We start from the raw sequence: 17,308 nt of genomic DNA, 5'->3' as shown, positions 1-17,308 counted from the left end.
GAGAACGTAGCGCCTGGTCACTCGGCCTTGGTCGAGCGGGACATCAGGGCCGCGACGGCGGCCTTGGGGTCGACGCCCTCGTGGCAGACCCGCTCCACCTGCTCGGTGATCGGCATCTCGACCCCGTGCGAGCGGGCCAGGTCCCGGATGGCCAGGCAGCTCTTGACGCCCTCGGCGGTGTACTTCGTCGCGGCCTGCGCCTGCTCCAGGGTCTTGCCCCGGCCCAGGTGCTCGCCGAAGGTGCGGTTGCGCGACAGCGGCGACATGCAGGTGCCGACGAGGTCGCCGAGCCCGGCCAGGCCGGAGAAGGTCAGCGGGTCCGCGCCCAGTGCGACGCCCAGCCGCGCGGTCTCGGCCAGCCCACGCGTGATCAATGTCGCCTTGGTGTTGTCGCCCAGGCCCATGGCGTGCGCGATGCCGAACGCCAGCGCGATCACGTTCTTGACCGCCCCGCCCAGCTCGCACCCCACCACGTCGTCGTTGGTGTACGGCCGGAAGTAGGGCGTGGTGATGGCGTGCTGCACCCGGGTGGCCCGGTCGATGTCGCTGCAGGCGACCACGGTCGCGGCCGGCTGCTCCAGGGCGATCTCCCCGGCCAGGTTAGGCCCGCTGACCACGGCGACGCGATCCGGCGCGACCCGGGCCGCCTCGACGATGACCTGGCTCATCCGCTGGGTGGTGCCCAGCTCGATGCCCTTCATCAGCGAGATCAGGGTGGAGTCGTCGGTCAGGTCGGCGGCCCAGTCGCCGAGGTTGACCCGCAGCGTCTGCGACGGCACCGCGAGCACGACCAGCTCCGCGCCCTTGATCGCCTCGGTGGCGGACGCGGTGGCGGTCACCCGCTCGCCCAGCGGCGTGGTCTCCAGGTACTCCGGGTTGCGGCCGGTGTCGCGGATGGCGGCGGCGATCTCCGGCCGGCGCGCCCACAGCACCACGTCGTTGCCCGCATCGCCGAGGATCTTCGCGAACGCGGTGCCCCAGGACCCCGCGCCGAGCACGGCCGCCCTCATCGGGCACCGTCCTTGGTGGCGGCATCCGTCGCGACCGGGTTCGCCGCGGCGGCGTCGCCGTTCGCGGCGCGTTCGGCGACGGCATCGCTGCCGCCGGGGCTCCAGATCGGCGGGGCCTGGCCGCCGCGGATCTCGGCGAGCAGGTCGCGCAGGCGGATCATGACCGCGTCCGTCATCTCGTTGAGCACCGTCGCGGTCGGCTCGGCACCGGCCCACTTGGACAGATCCACCGGCGGTCCGGCCCACAGCGACACCGGGATCTTCGGCAGCAGCCGGACCTTCTTGGTACGCGGGTCGAAGATCTTCTCCGGGCCCCAGGTCGCGATCGGGATCACCGGGGCGCCGGTGGCCAGCGCCAGCCGGGCCACCCCGGTCTTGCCCCGCATCGGCCACAGGTCGGGCTCCTTGGTGGTGGTGCCCTCGGGGTAGATGACGACCGCGCCGCCGGCCCGGACCGCCTCGACCGCGGCGTCGAGCGCCTTGACCGCGTCGGCCGTGCCCCGGTGCACCGGGATCTGCCGGCACCAGTACAGGATCTTCCCGGCGAGCGGGATGCGGAAGACGCTCTCCTTGCCCAGGAACTGCGGCCAGCGGCCGGAGTCGTAGACGTAGTGGGCTGTGGTGAACGGGTCCGCGTGCGACACGTGGTTGACCGCGAGGATCACACCGCCCTCGGCCGGGATGTGCTCCCAGCCGCGCCAGTCCCGCCTGGTCAGCGCGATCATCGGCGGCTTGACCAAGCACACCGCGAATCGTGACCAGAAGCCCAGCCTGCGCCGCGCCAACGAAGCCTCCCTGTCGTCCACCCGTTCGCATGCCCGCGCCAGGGTGTCTGTAACACCGCCCGCGAGGGAAACCTCACGGATCATGGTCCCTCCCCCGGCGTTCCGCCACGCACCGGGGCGCTCGGCCGGGCGGCCTGTCGCTGTCGCGACCCGCCGTCGTGCCGTCCCATGTTCAGCGCATCATGCCATGTCCGCCCGGGTGACGGCCTCAGCCGCCGGAGGCCGCCGCCCCGCTGACCGACCGGACGGGCTGCCAGAATGGCCGAGTGTACGCACCCGGAGTCACCCTGCTGGTGCCGCTGAAGCCGCTGGCCGAAGCCAAGACCCGGCTGCGCGGTGCCGCTGCCGGGCACGAGGATCTGGTGCTGGATCTCGCCCGCGCCACCGTGTCCGCCGCGCTGGCCGCAGCCGGGGTGGCCCGGGTGCTGGTGGTGACCCGGGACTCCCGCGCCGCGGCGGCGCTGCGTGCCTGCGGCGCGGGCGTGCTGCCCGACGAGGGCCGGGACCTGAACGACGCGCTGCGCCGGGCCGCCGCCCTGGTGGCCGGCCGGAGCGACGGATCAGGCCGAGCCGTGCACGGCCGTCGGCCGGCCGAGGATGTGCCGCTGGTGGCGGCGCTGCCCGCCGACGTGCCGGCCCTGCGGCCCGAGGAACTGGCCCAGGCGCTGGCCGTGGCCGCCGGGCGGCGGGCGTTCGTGTCCGACGCCGCGGGAGTCGGCACGGTGCTGCTGGTGGCCGCGCCCGGCGCCCCGCTCGACCCGCGGTTCGGCCCGGGGTCGGCCGCCGCGCATGAGCACTCCGGCGCGCTGCGGCTGGCCGGGGGTTGGCCGACGCTGCGCCGCGACGTCGACACCGCCGACGATCTCGCCGTGGTACGGGCCTGGGGGGTGCTCCACGCGGACGTGACCCAGCAGTCCGAGGTGGTTCGCCGTCCAGGCGGGCCACCGGGACGAGCCGCCGGCGGAGTAGCGTGAACGCCATGCAGGGCACCGTCGCGACATTCGACCCCGAGACCCGGACCGGCTCGCTGCTGCTCGACGACGGCACCCCGGTCGCCTTCGACCGGGCCGCGTTCGACGCCTCCGGGCTGCGGCTGCTGCGCCTGGGCCAGCGGGTGCGCCTGGAGCACGACGGGCAGGGCCGGTTGTGCCGGGTCACCATCCCCACCATGCCCTGATCCGTGCCGGATGCGACCGGCGTCCGGTTGCTGCGCGTCCGACATCGCCGCGCTCAGCCGAGTTCATCTCTTGTTCACCCCGATAGGGCAAAAATGAGCTGGTGAGCGCAGCCCCGCGACGTCCCCGCAAAAAGGCCGGAAATGCCCCGACACCGGCCCCGTCCCCACCTGTGGAAGCCACGACGGCTTCCGCGGACGTCCCCTCGCCCCCGTCCGCCGCGCCCCTCGTCGTGACGGACGTCCCGGCCCCGCCCGCCGACACCGCCGTCGCGAAGGGCTCACCCGAACAGGCCGCGCCCCTTGTCGTGCGGGCCGCGCCCGAACAGGCTCCCCGGGCGCACCCGGCCTCCCCACCGGTCACCGTGGTCGTCCCGGAGTTCGCCAGCACCGCGCTGACCGAGCTGCCCGAGGATCGCTACTTCAACCGCGAGGTCTCCTGGCTCGACTTCAACGCCCGGGTGCTGGCGCTGGCCGAGGACCCGCGCCTGCCGCTGCTGGAGCGGATGAAGTTCATGGCGATCTTCGCCAGCAACCTCGACGAGTTCTTCATGGTCCGCATCGCCGGGCTGCGCCGCAGGCTGGAGACCGGGCTGCCGACCCGTGGCGCCGACCGGCTGCCGCCCCGGGCGCAGCTGGAGATGGTCTCCGAGCGCACCGCCGAACTGGTCGCCGACCACGCCGCCGAGTTCACCAAGGTGATCCGTCCCGCGCTGGCCAAGGCCGGCATCCACATTCTGGGCTGGGCGGACCTGGAGCACGCCGAGCGCGAGCAGATGCGGGTCTACTTCCGCGAGCACGTCTTCCCGGTGCTGACGCCACTGGCGTTCGACCCTTCACACCCGTTCCCGTACATCTCCAACCTGTCGCTCAACCTCGCCGCGGTGGTGCGCGAGCCGGAGACCGGCCAGGAGCTGTTCGCGCGGGTCAAGGTGCCCAACAACGTGCCGCGTTTCGTCCGGATCGAACCGCTGGCCCGCACCACGGCCGACGGCCGCAGCACCTACCGCTTCCTGGCGATCGAGGAACTCATCGCCAACGAACTCGGCCAGCTCTTCTCCGGCATGGAGGTGGTGGAGCGGCACGCTTTCCGGGTGACCCGCAACGCCGAGGTCGAGATCGACGAGGACCGCGACGAGGACCTGCTGCAGGCCATGGAGCGGGAGCTGATGCGGCGGCGGTTCGGCCCGCCGGTGCGGCTGGAGGTCGCCGCCGACATCTCCGACAACGTGCTGCAGACCCTGGCCACCGAGCTGGAGGTGGACTCACGGGACGTGCTGCGGGTGCCCGGCCCGCTGGACCTGTCCGGGCTGATGCAGCTCTACGACTGCGACCGCCCGGATCTGAAGGACCCCCCTTTCGTCCCGGCCACTCACGCCCGGCTGCGTGAGGGCGAGTCGACCCGCAGCATGTTCAACATCCTGCGGGACGGCGACATCCTGGTGCACCACCCGTACCACTCGTTCTCCACCAGCGTGCAGCGCTTCATCGAGCACGCCGCGGCCGACCCGCACGTGCTGGCCATCAAGCAGACGCTGTACCGGACCTCGGGCGACTCCCCGATCGTCGACGCGCTCATCGCCGCGGCCGAGGCGGGCAAGCAGGTGGTGGTGCTGGTCGAGGTCAAGGCGCGGTTCGACGAGAAGGCCAACATCGGCTGGGCCCGCATGCTGGAGCGGGCGGGCTGCCACGTCGTCTACGGCCTGATCGGCCTGAAGACGCACTGCAAGACCGCGCTGGTGGTACGCGAGGAGGGTGGCCAGATCCGCCGCTACTGCCACGTCGGCACGGGCAACTACCACCCCAAGACCGCCCGGCTGTACGAGGACTTCGGCCTGCTCACCGCCGATCCGGAGGTCGGCGCGGACCTGACCGACCTGTTCAACACGCTGACCGGGTACAGCCGCCAGACGGCGTACCGGCGGCTGCTGGTGGCGCCGCATGGCATCCGGGCGGGCATCATCGAGCGCATCGAGCGCGAGGTCGAGCACGCCCGCGCGGGCCGGCCCGCACTGGTGCAGATCAAGGTGAACTCGCTCGTCGACGAGCAGGTCATCGACGCCCTCTACCGCGCCTCGCAGGCGGGGGTGCAGGTCGACCTGCTGATCCGCGGCATGTGCGCGCTGAAGCCCGGGGTGCCGGGGCTGTCGGACAACATCCGGGTGCGCTCGATCCTGGGCCGGTTCCTGGAGCACTCGCGGCTGTTCCGGTTCGGCAACGGCGACGTGGCCGCGGGCCGGGGCCGGGCCGAGTTCTGGATCGGCTCGGCCGACATGATGCACCGCAACCTGGACCGCCGGGTCGAGGCGCTGATCCAGGTGACCGACCAGCCGTCCCGGACCGAGCTGGCCGAGCTGCTGAACGTGTCGATGTCGGACCGGATCGAGGCGTTCGACCTCAATCCGGACGGCTCCTGGACCCGGCACATCTCCACTTCGGAGCAGCCTCGGGTGGATTTGCAGGCTTCGCTGCTGGAGCGGATGCTTAAACGGTGACCTTGGAGGAGGAGCGCAAGTACGACGTCCCGCCGTCGTTCGCGCTGCCCGAGCTGACCGTCGAGCAGGTGCGCCCGGTGGCTCGGGCTGCCGTGACCCTGACCGCGACCTACTTCGACACGGCGAGCCTGCGGCTGGCGCGGGCCGGGGCGTCGCTGCGGCACCGGGTCGGCGATCCGCTGCCGTGGACGGTCAAGCTGCCCACCGCGGCGCCCGGGGTGCGGCAGGAGATCTCGCTGCCGGGGGCCGACCCGAACTCGCCACCGGAGGCGCTGACCTGGCTGGTCGCGGCGCTGACCAGGGGGTCGCCGCTGACCCCGGTCGCGGTGCTGCGCACCCGGCGGCAGCGGGTGGACCTGTGCGACGCCGCGGGTTCCCGGCTGGCCGAGGTCGCCGACGACACCGTCGAGGTGCTGTCCGGCACGGCGGTGCGGCACACGTTCCGCGAGATCGAGGTCGAGCGGCTGGGCGGGCCGCCAGAGCTGCTGTCCGCTGTGGAGGAGCAGCTGCTGGCGGCGGGGGCCCGGGCGGGCGGGTTCACGCCCAAGCACGTGCGGGCGCTGGGGGCCGCGGCGGCGTACCCCCCGGATCTGCTGCCCCCGGCCGCGACCCTGCCGCCGACCGCGCGGGCCGCCGACGTGGTCATCGCCGCGGTGCGCGGCGCGGTGGCGCGCATCGTCGCGCACGATCCCCTGGTACGCCTGGACGAGCCGTTGCCGGACGGGGACACCGCCGTGCACCAGATGCGGGTCGGCGTCCGCCGGCTGCGCTCGGACCTGCGCACGTGCAAGCCACTGGTCGATCAGCGCTGGGCCCGGCCGCTGCGGGCGGAGCTGGCCTGGCTCGGCGGCCTGCTGGGCGCAGCGCGCGACGCCGAGGTGCTGCGCGACCGGCTGCGTGCCACGGCCGCCGCCGACCCGGCGGGCCCGACCGACGGCGGCGACCTGGCCGCCCTCGACACGGTCCTGGCCGCCCGGCGCGAGCAGGCGCGCACGGCCCTGCTGGCCGCGATGCGCACCCGCCGCTACCTGGCCCTGCTGGAGCGGCTCACCGCCGCCACCCGCCGCATCCCGCTGTCGCCCGCGGCCGCAGCCCCCGCCGCGCAGGCGCTGCCCGGCCTGGTCGCCCGTCCCTGGCGCCGCCTGGTCCAGGGCACCAAGGACGTGCCCGGGGCGGCCGCCCTGAAACGTTCCGCGCCCGATGTGGACTGGCACCGGGTGCGCATCCACGTCAAGCGCGCCCGGTACGCCGCCGAAGCCGCCGCGACCGCCGGCGACCGCCGGATCGGCCGCCTGGCCAAGTCCCTGGCCGGCCTCCAGGACGCCCTCGGCGAGCACACCGACGCCGCCTTGGCCGCCGCGACCTGGCTGGAGCTGGCGGAGTCCCACCCCCACCTCGCCGCCACCCTCGGGCGCCTCGCCACCCACGAACGCACCCTCGCCACCCACGCCCGCACCACCTACCCCCGCCGCTGGCGCAAGACCGCAAGGAAAGGCGCCTTCTTGTCGCTGCGCGAATAAGAAGGCGCCCTTATCAAACCTCACCCGGTGATCCGCTAGGTCAGAAGCGGCCGATCGCCACGAACAGCGCCAGCGCGCCGAGCACCACGTTGAAGACGATCCCGGAGTACTCCTTGCGCCGTGCGTGCACCACGGCCGCCAGCACCATGATGAGGACGAGGCCGGACGCGGCCAGCGGGGTGAGGATCGGGGCGATGCCGGTCGCCCACGGCAGGATCAGGCCGATGCCCGCCAGCAGCTCGGTGACACCGATCAGCCGCAGCGTGCCGGTCGAGTAGTCGTTCACCCACGGCAGCTTCGGGGCCAGGTCCTCCTTGCTCTTGGTGGACTTCATCAGGCCGGCCCCGAGAAAGGCCGCGCCGAGCAGGATCTGCACGACCCAAAGGGCGATGTTCACGGAAATCTCCTTGTCGAACGCGAGGCTAAGTGGTGGATCTCCTCCGTTTGCGTCGCGACGGTAGCACTAACCGGAGGCGCTCCTCCAGTCCTGCTACCCTAGTGATCATGGTGGAACCCCCGCTGCGCGCCGACGCCGCCCGCAACCGCGAGCGCATAGTCGACGCCGCCTGCGACGCCTTCGCCGAACGGGGCTTCGACGTGCCGCTGGAGGAGATCGCCGCGCGGGCGGGGGTCGGCATCGCCACCCTCTACCGCCGCTTCCCCGCCCGCGACGACCTGATGGTCGCGGCAGCCTCGCGCAAGTTCGACCAGTACGAGCACGCGCTGCACGAGGCCCGGCAGGCCCCCGACGGCTGGACCGGCTTCGCCGGCTACGTGCAGGAGGTGTGCCGGATGCAGGCCGCCGACGGCGGACTCGCCGACGTGCTCACCATGTCGTTTCCGGGGGCGCGGGAGTTCGAGGCCCGCCGCACCGCGCTCTACCACGGTTTCGTGGGCCTGGTGGAACGCGCCAAGGCCGAGGGTTCGCTGCGCGAGGACTACGTGCCCGAGGACCTGCCGCTGATGCTGATGGCCAATGCCGGGGTGCTGCGCGGGACGGCCCAGGCGGCGCCCAAGGCGTGGCAGCGGCTGGTCGGCTACCTGCTGCAGGCGTTCCGGACCGGCGGGGAGGCCGAAGCGCTGCCCGCGGCCCCGACGCCGCGCCAGACCTACCGCGCCATGCTGCGCATCTCCGGCTGCCAGGGCCGCGCCCAGCCGCCCCAGCGCTGACCAGGTTCGCACAGAGCTGCGCCCACGCCTTGTCTCAGATCGGCGTGGGCGCGGCTTTATTCAGGAAGGGATAACGGGACCGGTCAGCGTTTGGCGGCCTTCTTGGCGGGGGCCTTCTTGGCCGTGGTCGCCTTGGCGGTCGTCTTCTTCGCCGCAGGCGTCGCCTTCGCGGTCACGGTCTTCTTGGCCGGAGCCGTCTTCGCCGCCGCGGTCTTCTTGGCGGTGGCCTTGACCGCGGTCGCCTTCGCCGCGGTGGCCTTGGCAGTGGTGGCCTTGGCGGTGCTCTTGGTCGCGGTGCTCTTGGTCGCGGTCTTCTTGGCCGGGGCCGTCTTCGAGGCGGCGGTGGCCTTGCTCGCGGCCGGGCGGGTGCTGGCGCCGGCGGTCTTCTTGGCGGCGGACTTCGTCGCCTTCTTCGCCGGGGCGGCGACCTTGCCGACCGCCACCGTGTCCTTGAAGCCCGCGCCGGGCCGGAAGGCCGGCACCGACGTCTTCTTCACCTTGACCGCCTCGCCGGTGCGCGGGTTGCGCGCCATGCGAGCGGCCCGGGCCCGCTTCTCGAAGACACCGAAGCCGGTCAGCGAAACCTTGTCGCCCTTGGTGACCGCGTTCTGGATCTCGGTGAGCGTGGCCTCCAGCACGGCCGCGGCGGTCTTCTTGTCGACCACGGTCGGGTGAGCGGCGATCGCGTCGATCAGCTCAGTCTTGTTCACGGATTCCTCCCGTATGGTGCTACTGGACTCATAACAGTCATTCTGTGCGCACATTAGGCCCAACGTCAGCAATATGCCAACAGGAGGGTTAAAAACCACCTATGTGTCGCAAAGAAAATTGCCCCCATCCTGATAACAGGACGGGGGCAATTACGTTGCTGTCGTGGTTCAGCACCTATCCGACAAGTACTCCGAAAGCCGGGCGATGGCCCTCGAACGCGGTGATCGCCTCTTCGTGGCGAAGCGTCAAACCGATGTCGTCCAAGCCTTCCATCAGCCGCCAGCGCAGGAAGTCGTCGAGGTCGAAAGCCCAGCTCTGACCCCCGGCGCGCACCTCGCGGGCGACCAGGTCGACCTCGATCGCGGTGGCCGGGTCGGCCTCCACGAGGTCCCACAACGTCTCCACGGCCGCCTGCGGCAGCTCGACCGTCAGCAGACCCTGCTTGAGCGAGTTGCCCCGGAAGATGTCGCCGTACCGGGGGGAGATGACCACCCGGAAGCCGTAATCGTTGAGGGCCCAGACCGCGTGCTCCCGCGAGGATCCGGTGCCGAACTCCGGGCCGGCGAGCAGCACGCTGGCCCCGTCGTAGACCGGGTTGTTCAGCACGAAGGACGGGTCCTCACGCCAGGCGCTGAACAGGCCGTCCTCGAACCCCGTGCGGGTTACCCGCTTGAGGTACACCGCCGGGATGATCTGGTCGGTGTCCACGTTGGAACGCCGCAGCGGCACCGCGGTGCCCGTGTGAACGGTGAACTTCTCCATTTCGATCTACCTCGGTTCAGCGGGCGCCGACGGCGTACAGGTCGGCGGGAGCGGACAGGTGGCCGGTCACGGCGGTCGCCGCGGCCACCGCCGGGGACACCAGGTGGGTACGGCCGCCCTTGCCCTGCCGCCCCTCGAAGTTGCGGTTGGACGTCGACGCCGAGCGCTGGCCCGGCTTGAGGGTGTCCGGGTTCATGCCCAGGCACATCGAGCAGCCCGCGAAGCGCCACTCGGCGCCCGCCTCGGTGAAGACCTCGTGCAGGCCCTCCTCCTCGGCCTGCGCGCGCACCGCGGCCGAACCCGGCACCACCAGCATCCGCACGCCGTCGGCCACCTTGCGGCCACGCAGCACGTCCGCTGCGGTGCGCAGGTCCTCCAGCCGCCCGTTGGTGCAGGAGCCGACGAAGACCACGTCCACAGCCAGGTCGCGCAGCGGCGTGCCCGGGGTGAGGTCCATGTACTCCACGGCGCGGCGGGCCGCCGCACGCTCCGACTCGGACGCGAACGACTCGGGATCGGGGATCACCGCGTCCAGCGAGGCGCCCTGGCCAGGGTTGGTGCCCCAGGTGACGAACGGCGTCAGCGCGCTCGCGTCGAGGAACACCTCCTTGTCGAACACCGCGTCGGCGTCGGTGGGCAGGGTCCGCCAGTAGGCCACCGCGTCGTCCCAGTCGGAGCCCTTGGGCGCGAAGTTGCGGCCCTTCAGCCAGGCGAACGTGGTCTCGTCCGGCGCGATCAGGCCGGCCTTGGCGCCCCACTCGATGGACATGTTGGAGACGGTCATCCGCCCCTCCATGCTCAGCTTCTCGATGGCGGGGCCGCGGTACTCCACCACGTAGCCCCGACCACCGCCGGTGCCCTCCTGGGTGATCAGGGCCAGGATCAGGTCCTTGGCCGAGACGCCCGGGGGCAGCTCGCCGGTGACGGTGACCGCCATCTGCTTGGGCAGCGCCTGCGGCAGCGTCTGCGTCGCCAGCACGTGCTCCACCTCGGAGGTGCCGATGCCGAAGGCCAGCGCGCCGAAAGCGCCGTGCGTCGAGGTGTGCGAGTCGCCGCAGACGATCGTCATGCCCGGCTGGGTCAGGCCCTGCTGCGGGCCCATGACGTGGACGACGCCCTGCTGCGGATCGCCGAGCGGATGCAGTTTCACGCCGAATTCGGCGCAGTTTCCGCGCAGTGTCTCGATCTGCGTACGCGACACCGGGTCGGCGATCGTCAGCAGGTTGTCGGTGGGCGTGTTGTGGTCCTCGGTCGCGATCGTGAGATCGGTCCGGCGGACCTTGCGCCCGGCCAGCCGGAGGCCGTCGAAGGCCTGCGGGCTGGTCACCTCATGCAGCAGATGAAGATCGATATAGAGGAGGTCCGGTTCACCGTCAGCTCGGCGTACCACGTGTGCGTCCCAGACCTTCTGGGCAAGGGTCCTGCTCACTGGGTTGCTCCCACCATCTGGACATCCCGCATCTTGGGAGGTATGTTTCGGTCTGTGGGACACAGTATGTCTGGCGTGGGCGTCCTTGACAAGGCGGTAGTGATCCTTGCCGCGTGTGTCGACGGCGCCAGCCTCGCCGAACTCGTCGATCGCACCAAGCTGCCGAGAGCAACGGCGCACCGGCTGGCGCAGGCGCTGGAGATTCATCGGATGCTGGTACGGGACACGCAGGGACGCTGGCGTCCCGGTCCCCGCCTCGGAGAGCTAGCGAACGCCGCCCCCGACGTCCTGCTGACAGCCGCAGAGCCGCTGCTGTCCGCACTGCGGGACGCCACCGGCGAGAGCGCACAACTTTACCTGCGCAGGGCCGACGAACGGCTCTGCGTCGCCGCCGCCGAGCGGGCCAGCGGCCTGCGCGACACCGTGCCGGTCGGCGCGATCCTGCCGATGACGGCCGGGTCGGCGGCCCAGATCCTGCTCGCCTGGGAACCCCCCGAGGCGGTCATGCCCCTGCTCCCCCGCTGCAAGTTCACCGGCCGCACGCTGGCCGAGGTGCGCCGCCGCGGCTGGGCCCAGTCGGTGGCCGAGCGCGAGGCCGGGGTGGCCTCGGTCAGCGCCCCCGTGCGCGACCGCACCGGCCGCGTCATCGCCGCGATCAGCGTCTCGGGCCCGATAGAGCGTCTCGGCCGCCGCCCCGGCGACCGGCACGCGATGGCCGTGGTACGCGCCGGGCAGCGGCTCTCCGGACTCTGAAAGGGGGATCCACACTCCGATGATCGTCGTTGACCAGGGCCTCTAACCTGAGCGCGATCTTCAACGGGGAAAGGAACCCTCCATGGCAGACCCCTTGGCGCCGGTGGACGACTCGTCCACCGGCGCCTCTGCATCCGTGCCGCCCACCGAGCCGACGGACCCCGCCCCCCCGGCCGAGCCCGGCACGGCCGCCGTGATCACGCTCGACCGGGACGGATCCGTCCCCGCAATCGACGCCCCAGCCCGGCCCCGCCGGATGCCCGTGCTCATCGCCGCCGCCGTGGCGGTGGTGCTGCTGCTCGGCGTCGGCGCGTACGCCGTCTACCGTTTCGCCTTCGCCGACGGCCGCAAGGCTGAGGAGTTCACCCCGGCCTCGGTCGTCGCGTTCGCCTCGATCGACCTGGAAGTCGGCCTGGAGCAGCAGCTGAAGCTGCTGAAGCTGGGCGCGAAGACGCCGCAGTCCACCGGTGGCGACACCGAGGAGCAGCGCGACAAGGCGATGGGCGACCTGCTGCACCGCCTCGGGCTGGACGGCGTGGACGTCGACCGGGACCTGCTGAGCTGGCTCGGCCGCCGGGTCGCGGTCAGCTTCTGGCTCGACGGCGAGGACGGGTACGCCCTCATCACGGCGAGCAGCACCGACTCCGGCGACGCCGAGGCCGGGCTGGGCCGGGTGCGCGCCGGGCTCAAGGACGCCAGCCTGGGCTTCGTGGTCCGGGACGGGGTGGCCCTGATCGCCGTCGGCGCCAAGAACGGCCAGCAGGCGGCTGAGAAGGCCTTCGCCGAGGCGGAGCGGGCCCCGCTGGCGACCGCAGCCTCCTTCTCCGCGGACCGGGCCTGGCTGCAGGGCGACCAGCTCGCCGTGATCTGGGCCGATCTCGCCCGCTACGGCGACGCCGTCACCTCGATGATCCAGGTCGGCATGACCGCCGAGGAGAAGGAGATGATGGGCCTGACCTCGGCCGAGACCTCACCGGCCGAGCAGGGCCGCTTCATCGCCGGAGTCCGGGCCACCGACCACGGCGTCGAGGCCCGGTACCGCACCTTCGGCGCGAAGGCGACTCCGTCGGGCCTGCGCGACGCGGTGGCCCGGCTCGGCGCGCTGCCCGCGGACACCCACGTCGGTGTCGTGGCGCAGCTGCCCCGCGACCTGTCCGCGAGTGCCGGCGCGCTCGGCTCCCCGTACGGCCTGCTGATGGCCATGGCCATGGGCGGGATGACGTCCGGGATCGGGGACGAGGTCGACCTCGACGCGCTCGACGAGCCCGTGCCGACAGGGGTGGTCGACACACCCGTGATCCCGGAGAGCCCCGAACTGACCCCGGCCGAGGAGGCGGAGCTGGACGCCCTGCTGGACAAGGGCTTCGACAAGCTCACCCCGGCCGAGCGCAAGCGGGTGGAGAAGCTGCTGGGCCTGCCTGCGGACGCCATGGGCGACATCGGCGACGGCCCACTGGGCGGTGCGGGCCCGTTCGCGGCGCTGCCCGCGCTCGACGGGGCGGTGCTCAGCGTCGCGGTGCGCACGAAGGCGCAGCAGGACCCCGCGGTCCGGATCGTCGCGGAGGCGCTCGACGCCGCGGCGGCGGGCAAGCTCGTGGAGATGCTCTCCGGTATGGGCTCGTCCGGCCTGACCGCCACGGCCGAAGGCACCGTCGTCACCGCCACCAGCAGCGGCTACACCGCCGGCTCCGGCACGCTGGCGGGCCAGACGGCCTTCCAGCACGCCGTGGCGGACGCTCCGGCGGGCACCGACGTCGCGGTCTACGTCAACCTGGCGGAGCTGCTGCCGCCCGCTGAGCGGGCCAAGACGCCGTTCCAGGCGCTGGTGCTGCTGCAGGGCGTCGACAACGGCGACCAGACCGGCGTGCTCCGCCTGGTCATGAGCTGACGGACTGGCTCAGACGCGGAACGCCGGCCACGGTCGTGGCCGGCGTTCCGCGTCTCTGCGCTCGCCGACGGCGTTGACGCGGCTTGACGGCAGTGCCGGCAGCCCCCTCGCACGGCTACACCCCGCCGCCGCCCATGGCGCCGCCGGTCGTGTGAGGGCTGTCGACTTCGCGCGCGGCATGGATCATCGGGTTGCCGTCGTAGTAGTCCCGCGGCGGGTTGACGTGGCCGTGCCGTTTTCCGCGGCGGTCCGCGATGAACGCCAGCACCAGGATGAACGCCAGCAGTGCACCGGCAAAGAGCAGGAACTTCATGGACGCGGACGGTACCTGACCTGCGCAACCGCCGCTGCCCCGGATCGTCGGCACAACGAAAGAAGCCCACGAGCCTGGCTCGTGAGCTTCTTGAAAACCTGGTAGCCCCGAAGGGATTCGAACCCTCGCTACCGCCTTGAGAGGGCGGCGTCCTAGGCCGCTAGACGACGGGGCCAGGTCGATGTTCCGGAGAACATCTTCTTCAGTTTTCGACCGCCTTGCTGATCACTCAGCTCGGCGGCCCGCTGAACTTTAGCAGGTCCAGCACCCTCGCGCGAATCAGGCAGCTGCCCGATCTTGCTTGGTTGCTGGGGTACCAGGACTCGAACCTAGACTAACTGAACCAGAATCAGTTGGGCTGCCAATTACCCCATACCCCATTGGCACCGTTTCCGCTGCCGGGGATGAACTTTACCTGACCTCCCCGGCAGCGCCAAATCGGTATCCCTATCGCGCGGCGACGGGGTTTCGCAGCTCCCCCAGACCCTGGATCCGCACGGCCACCACGTCCTTCGCCACCAGGGGCGACACCCCGGCGGGCGTGCCGGTGAGGATGACGTCGCCGGGCAGCAGCGTCATGACGTGGGACACGTACGACACCAGCGTCGGCACGTCGAAGACCATCTGCGAGGTGCGGCCGAGCTGGCGCACCTCCTCGTTGACCTCGCAGCGCACCTCGGCGTCGGAGACGTCGACGGCGGTGTCGATCCACGGGCCGAGCGGGCAGAACGAGTCGAATCCCTTGGCCCGGGTCCACTGGCCGTCGCTCTTCTGCAGGTCTCGAGCGGTGACGTCGTTGGCGATGGTGTACCCGAAGATCGCCTTCTCGGCCCCGGCCCGGTCCACCCGGCGGGCGCCGGTGGCGCCGATCACCACGGCCAGCTCGGCCTCGTGCTCGACCTGGTGCGACTGCTCGGGCAGCCGGATGATGTCGTGCGGCCCGATCACCGATGTGGACGGCTTGAGGAACAGCAGCGGCTCCTTGGGCACCTCCGCCTGGTGCTCGGCGGCGTGGTCGGCGTAGTTGCGCCCGACCCCGATCACCTTGCTGGGCAGGATCGGGGACAGCAGGCGTACGTCGGCCAGCGCGTAGCGCTGCTCGGTGAGATCGAGGTCACCGAAGGGGTGGCCGTTGATCGCGCGTACGGTCAGCGCCTGGGCGCCGGCCTCCGGATCGCCCTCCACCACCCCGAACGACATACCACCCGGATGAACAAAGCGTGCGATGCGCACCACAGCCCCCAGCTGAAGATCTTTATCGGGATTTCAGCTCCAACTTACGCCGTGGGCACGGTGTGACCTCGCTCGCTCCACCCGCGACGGACTCCGCGGCCGCTTCAGCGCCGGGCGACGAACCGCAGGTGTGACCGCTGCCGCAGCCGGTATCCGGACGCGATCGCCACCACCGCCAGCAACGCCGCCAGGCACACCACCGCATGGAGCAGCCCGCGGGTCAGGTAGCCGCCGTCGGTGTGGTCCACCGCGTAGGTGCCTATCTCCCGGCTGAACCAGAACGGAAGCAGCCGCGAGGCCGAGTCCGCCGGATCCATCATCATCTGCAGCCCCACGATGATGAGCAGCACCAGCATGCCTTCCAGCTCCCGCGGCAGGGCCGCGCTGAGCGCCAGCCCGAACGGGGCGGCGACCGCCACGGTCAGCACCATGATGAGCCCGATCGCGCCGTACCGGACGCCGTCGGTGTCGATGCGGATCAGCACGTAGTAGGGGGCGGCCAGCAGCAGGCCGACGGTCCACAGCGCCACCAGCCGGCCCAGGTACAGGTGATGCCCCCGATAGCCGGACAGCCGCAGCCGGGGTTCGATGGACCGTGCCGCGCTGCCCGCGAACAGCGCCGCCGTGCTCAGCGCCCAGCCCAGGCCCAGGCACACGAAGCGGATCGACTGCCCCAGGTGCGAGTCACGGCGGGACAGGTAGAACGCCAGCGGGAAGAGCACCAGGATGGCCAGCACCCCGCGCCGCCGCGCGATCTCCCGCAGCGCCGTCTCGGCAACCGTGAACGTCTTCCTCATGCCCGCTCCTCGCTGCGCTCGTCGCGGACATGTCCGCTGAGCCTCATGATTCGCTCGACAAGCTCGCTCATGCCCGCTCCTCCCTGCGCTTGCCCAGGTCCAGCACGATGTCGACGCCGTCACGGGTGTTCAGCAGGTGGGTCACCACCACGATCGCCTTGCCCGAGTCGCGCCAGCGCCGCACCTGCTGCCAGAAGTCGAGGTACGAGCCCTGGTCGAAGCCCTGGTACGGCTCGTCCAGCAGCAGCACGTCGGGGTCCCCCAGACCGGCCATGACCAGGTTGAGCTTCTGCCGGGTGCCGCCGGACAGATGGCGGGCCTGCGTGCCGTCGCGCGGATCCCAGTCCAGCGCCGCAGCGCCCGCCCGGCCGGTGTCCCGGGCGTCCGCCCGCGACATCCCACGTCCCGCGCCGACCAGCACGAAGTGCTCGTCGGGCACGAGGAAGTCGCTGGTGCCGCCGCCCTGCGGGCAGTAGCCGAGGCTGCCGTGCACCCGCACCTCGCCCCTGTCGGGGCTGACCAGCCCCGCGCAGATGCCGAGGAACGTGCTCTTGCCGGACCCGTTCGCGCCGACCACGGCGGCCACCTCGCCCGCCCGCACGCTCAGGCTCACCTCCCGCAGCACGGTCCGGCGGCCGTAGCGCTTGGTGATCCCGTCGACTTCCAGCCGCACCGGCCCCGCCTGCGCGCGCCGGGGCAGGTCCGCGCGCACGCTGTCGGCGACGGTCGCCGCGTACGCCTGCGGCGGGCCGAACGCCCGGACCGGGTCGTCGCCGCTCTCCCACAGGTGGGCGGCGGTCTCGGCGAGCACGTTGCCCGCCGTCTCCGGGGCCACCCCGTGCCGGCGCAGCTCGCCGGCGAGGGCATCGAGCCAGGTGTCGTGTCTCACCGTGCCGCCACCTCTCGCAGAATCGCGCTCACCCCGCCCGCGAAGGACTCCCAGTCCGCGGCGGAACGCCGCAGCGTCTCGGCGCCCTCGGGGGTGATCCGGTAGTACTTGCGGGCCGGACCCGACCCGCCCTCACGCCAGTGCGCGGCAACCTGACCGCCACGCTGCAACCGCAGCAGCACCGGATAGAGGGTGCCGCCCTGGATGCCGTCCAGCCCCGCCGCGTGCAGCGACTGGATCAGCTCGTAGCCGTAGGACTCGCGCTGGGCGAGCACGCCGAGCACGCACAGGTCGAGCACTCCCCGCAGCCATTGACTGCGCCGCTCCAGCTCCATGGCGCGAGACGGTAGCACAGCAAGCTAGTTGGTGTAACTACCTA

The 17,308-nt window shown here is 71.8% G+C and carries 18 protein-coding genes and 2 tRNA genes; 7 read left to right on the top strand and 13 right to left on the bottom strand.

Annotated elements, in window-relative coordinates; translation table 11 throughout:
• Nucleotides 1-17: 17 nt before the first annotated feature.
• Both F6W97_RS20510 and F6W97_RS20505 read right to left on the bottom strand, forming a co-directional pair.
• Nucleotides 18-1,010: an NAD(P)H-dependent glycerol-3-phosphate dehydrogenase gene (locus tag F6W97_RS20510; RefSeq protein ID WP_155372069.1), complete on the bottom strand. Its 993-nt coding sequence runs from the start codon at nt 1,008-1,010 to the stop codon at nt 18-20.
• Complete coding sequence (locus F6W97_RS20505) at nt 1,007-1,795, bottom strand: lysophospholipid acyltransferase family protein (RefSeq protein ID WP_155372068.1); 789 nt, start codon at nt 1,793-1,795, stop codon at nt 1,007-1,009. The genes F6W97_RS20510 and F6W97_RS20505 overlap by 4 nt, the downstream gene beginning before the upstream one ends.
• Nucleotides 1,796-2,061: 266 nt before the next feature.
• On the opposite strand from F6W97_RS20505, the gene cofC reads away from it, so the two are divergent.
• The 4 genes from cofC (at nt 2,062) to F6W97_RS20490 (ending at nt 6,984) form a co-directional block, all read left to right on the top strand.
• Entirely contained in the window at nt 2,062-2,769 is a 708-nt protein-coding gene (gene cofC, locus F6W97_RS20500) for a 2-phospho-L-lactate guanylyltransferase (RefSeq protein ID WP_230686837.1), read from the top strand.
• 5 nt (nt 2,770-2,774) lie between these two features.
• Nucleotides 2,775-2,972: a cold-shock protein gene (locus tag F6W97_RS40810; RefSeq protein ID WP_230686836.1), complete on the top strand. Its 198-nt coding sequence runs from the start codon at nt 2,775-2,777 to the stop codon at nt 2,970-2,972.
• 230 nt (nt 2,973-3,202) lie between these two features.
• Nucleotides 3,203-5,464, top strand: coding sequence for an RNA degradosome polyphosphate kinase (locus F6W97_RS20495; protein WP_407924595.1), 2,262 nt, complete (start codon nt 3,203-3,205; stop codon nt 5,462-5,464).
• Nucleotides 5,461-6,984 (top strand): CYTH and CHAD domain-containing protein, encoded by a 1,524-nt coding sequence (locus tag F6W97_RS20490; RefSeq protein WP_155372066.1) that lies wholly within the window; start codon nt 5,461-5,463, stop codon nt 6,982-6,984. Before F6W97_RS20495 ends, F6W97_RS20490 begins: the two co-directional genes overlap by 4 nt.
• Before the next feature lie 40 nt (nt 6,985-7,024).
• Here F6W97_RS20490 and F6W97_RS20485 read toward each other — a convergent pair whose 3' ends face one another.
• On the bottom strand, nt 7,025-7,381 hold the full coding sequence (locus F6W97_RS20485; protein WP_155372065.1) for a DoxX family protein: 357 nt from the start codon (nt 7,379-7,381) through the stop codon (nt 7,025-7,027).
• A gap of 107 nt (nt 7,382-7,488) precedes the next feature.
• Between F6W97_RS20485 and F6W97_RS20480 the strand changes: the two genes are divergently transcribed.
• A complete protein-coding gene (locus F6W97_RS20480) occupies nt 7,489-8,154 on the top strand; it encodes a TetR/AcrR family transcriptional regulator (RefSeq protein ID WP_155372064.1) in 666 nt (221 codons plus the stop codon).
• 83 nt (nt 8,155-8,237) lie between these two features.
• On the opposite strand, the gene F6W97_RS20475 is transcribed toward F6W97_RS20480, so the two are convergent.
• From F6W97_RS20475 to leuC, 3 genes are all read right to left on the bottom strand, one after another.
• Complete coding sequence (locus F6W97_RS20475; RefSeq protein WP_196279248.1) at nt 8,238-8,918, bottom strand: HU family DNA-binding protein; 681 nt, start codon at nt 8,916-8,918, stop codon at nt 8,238-8,240.
• Between the two features lie 121 nt (nt 8,919-9,039).
• Nucleotides 9,040-9,627, bottom strand: a complete 588-nt coding sequence (gene leuD / locus F6W97_RS20470) for a 3-isopropylmalate dehydratase small subunit (protein WP_155372062.1) — start codon at nt 9,625-9,627, stop codon at nt 9,040-9,042.
• Between the two features lie 16 nt (nt 9,628-9,643).
• Nucleotides 9,644-11,056 (bottom strand): 3-isopropylmalate dehydratase large subunit, encoded by a 1,413-nt coding sequence (gene leuC / locus F6W97_RS20465; protein WP_155372061.1) that lies wholly within the window; start codon nt 11,054-11,056, stop codon nt 9,644-9,646.
• A gap of 66 nt (nt 11,057-11,122) precedes the next feature.
• Here leuC and F6W97_RS20460 point away from each other — a divergent pair, with 66 nt between their 5' ends.
• Together F6W97_RS20460 and F6W97_RS20455 are read left to right on the top strand one after the other, a co-directional pair.
• A complete protein-coding gene (locus F6W97_RS20460; protein WP_120318463.1) occupies nt 11,123-11,809 on the top strand; it encodes an IclR family transcriptional regulator in 687 nt (228 codons plus the stop codon).
• 82 nt (nt 11,810-11,891) lie between these two features.
• Nucleotides 11,892-13,697: a hypothetical protein gene (locus F6W97_RS20455; RefSeq protein ID WP_155372060.1), complete on the top strand. Its 1,806-nt coding sequence runs from the start codon at nt 11,892-11,894 to the stop codon at nt 13,695-13,697.
• Nucleotides 13,698-13,812: 115 nt separating this feature from the next.
• On the opposite strand, the gene F6W97_RS20450 is transcribed toward F6W97_RS20455, so the two are convergent.
• The 7 genes from F6W97_RS20450 to F6W97_RS20420 form a co-directional block, all read right to left on the bottom strand.
• Complete coding sequence (locus tag F6W97_RS20450; protein ID WP_155372059.1) at nt 13,813-14,010, bottom strand: hypothetical protein; 198 nt, start codon at nt 14,008-14,010, stop codon at nt 13,813-13,815.
• Between the two features lie 99 nt (nt 14,011-14,109).
• A tRNA-Glu gene (locus F6W97_RS20445) sits at nt 14,110-14,185 on the bottom strand.
• Between the two features lie 133 nt (nt 14,186-14,318).
• Nucleotides 14,319-14,390 (bottom strand) — tRNA-Gln (locus tag F6W97_RS20440).
• Between the two features lie 67 nt (nt 14,391-14,457).
• Complete coding sequence (locus tag F6W97_RS20435) at nt 14,458-15,243, bottom strand: fumarylacetoacetate hydrolase family protein (RefSeq protein ID WP_155372994.1); 786 nt, start codon at nt 15,241-15,243, stop codon at nt 14,458-14,460.
• Between the two features lie 104 nt (nt 15,244-15,347).
• Nucleotides 15,348-16,040, bottom strand: a complete 693-nt coding sequence (locus F6W97_RS20430) for an ABC transporter permease (RefSeq protein WP_155372058.1) — start codon at nt 16,038-16,040, stop codon at nt 15,348-15,350.
• 67 nt (nt 16,041-16,107) lie between these two features.
• Nucleotides 16,108-16,929, bottom strand: a complete 822-nt coding sequence (locus F6W97_RS20425) for an ATP-binding cassette domain-containing protein (protein WP_155372057.1) — start codon at nt 16,927-16,929, stop codon at nt 16,108-16,110.
• The gene (locus F6W97_RS20420) at nt 16,926-17,264 is read right to left on the bottom strand and encodes a PadR family transcriptional regulator (protein WP_155372056.1); all 339 of its coding nucleotides are present in this window, start codon (nt 17,262-17,264) and stop codon (nt 16,926-16,928) included. The genes F6W97_RS20425 and F6W97_RS20420 overlap by 4 nt, the downstream gene beginning before the upstream one ends.
• Nucleotides 17,265-17,308 lie beyond the last annotated feature (44 nt).

This window comes from Catellatospora vulcania (assembly GCF_009720385.1).
In the GTDB taxonomy this organism is placed as follows: Bacteria; Actinomycetota; Actinomycetes; order Mycobacteriales; family Micromonosporaceae; genus Catellatospora; species Catellatospora vulcania.
The sequence above is the reverse complement of the archived record's forward strand: the minus strand, read 5'-3'. Positions and strand labels throughout refer to the sequence as shown.

Coding starts and splice junctions, on each gene's coding strand:
- F6W97_RS20455 (WP_155372060.1), top strand. CDS start 11,892: ATGGCAGACCCCTTGGCGCCGGTGGACGACTCGTCCACCGGCGCCTCT.
- F6W97_RS20460 (WP_120318463.1), top strand. CDS start 11,123: ATGTCTGGCGTGGGCGTCCTTGACAAGGCGGTAGTGATCCTTGCCGCG.
- F6W97_RS20420 (WP_155372056.1), bottom strand. CDS start 17,264: ATGGAGCTGGAGCGGCGCAGTCAATGGCTGCGGGGAGTGCTCGACCTG.
- F6W97_RS20480 (WP_155372064.1), top strand. CDS start 7,489: ATGGTGGAACCCCCGCTGCGCGCCGACGCCGCCCGCAACCGCGAGCGC.
- F6W97_RS20475 (WP_196279248.1), bottom strand. CDS start 8,918: ATGTGCGCACAGAATGACTGTTATGAGTCCAGTAGCACCATACGGGAG.
- F6W97_RS20510 (WP_155372069.1), bottom strand. CDS start 1,010: ATGAGGGCGGCCGTGCTCGGCGCGGGGTCCTGGGGCACCGCGTTCGCG.
- F6W97_RS20450 (WP_155372059.1), bottom strand. CDS start 14,010: ATGAAGTTCCTGCTCTTTGCCGGTGCACTGCTGGCGTTCATCCTGGTG.
- F6W97_RS40810 (WP_230686836.1), top strand. CDS start 2,775: ATGCAGGGCACCGTCGCGACATTCGACCCCGAGACCCGGACCGGCTCG.
- F6W97_RS20430 (WP_155372058.1), bottom strand. CDS start 16,040: ATGAGGAAGACGTTCACGGTTGCCGAGACGGCGCTGCGGGAGATCGCG.
- leuD (WP_155372062.1), bottom strand. CDS start 9,627: ATGGAGAAGTTCACCGTTCACACGGGCACCGCGGTGCCGCTGCGGCGT.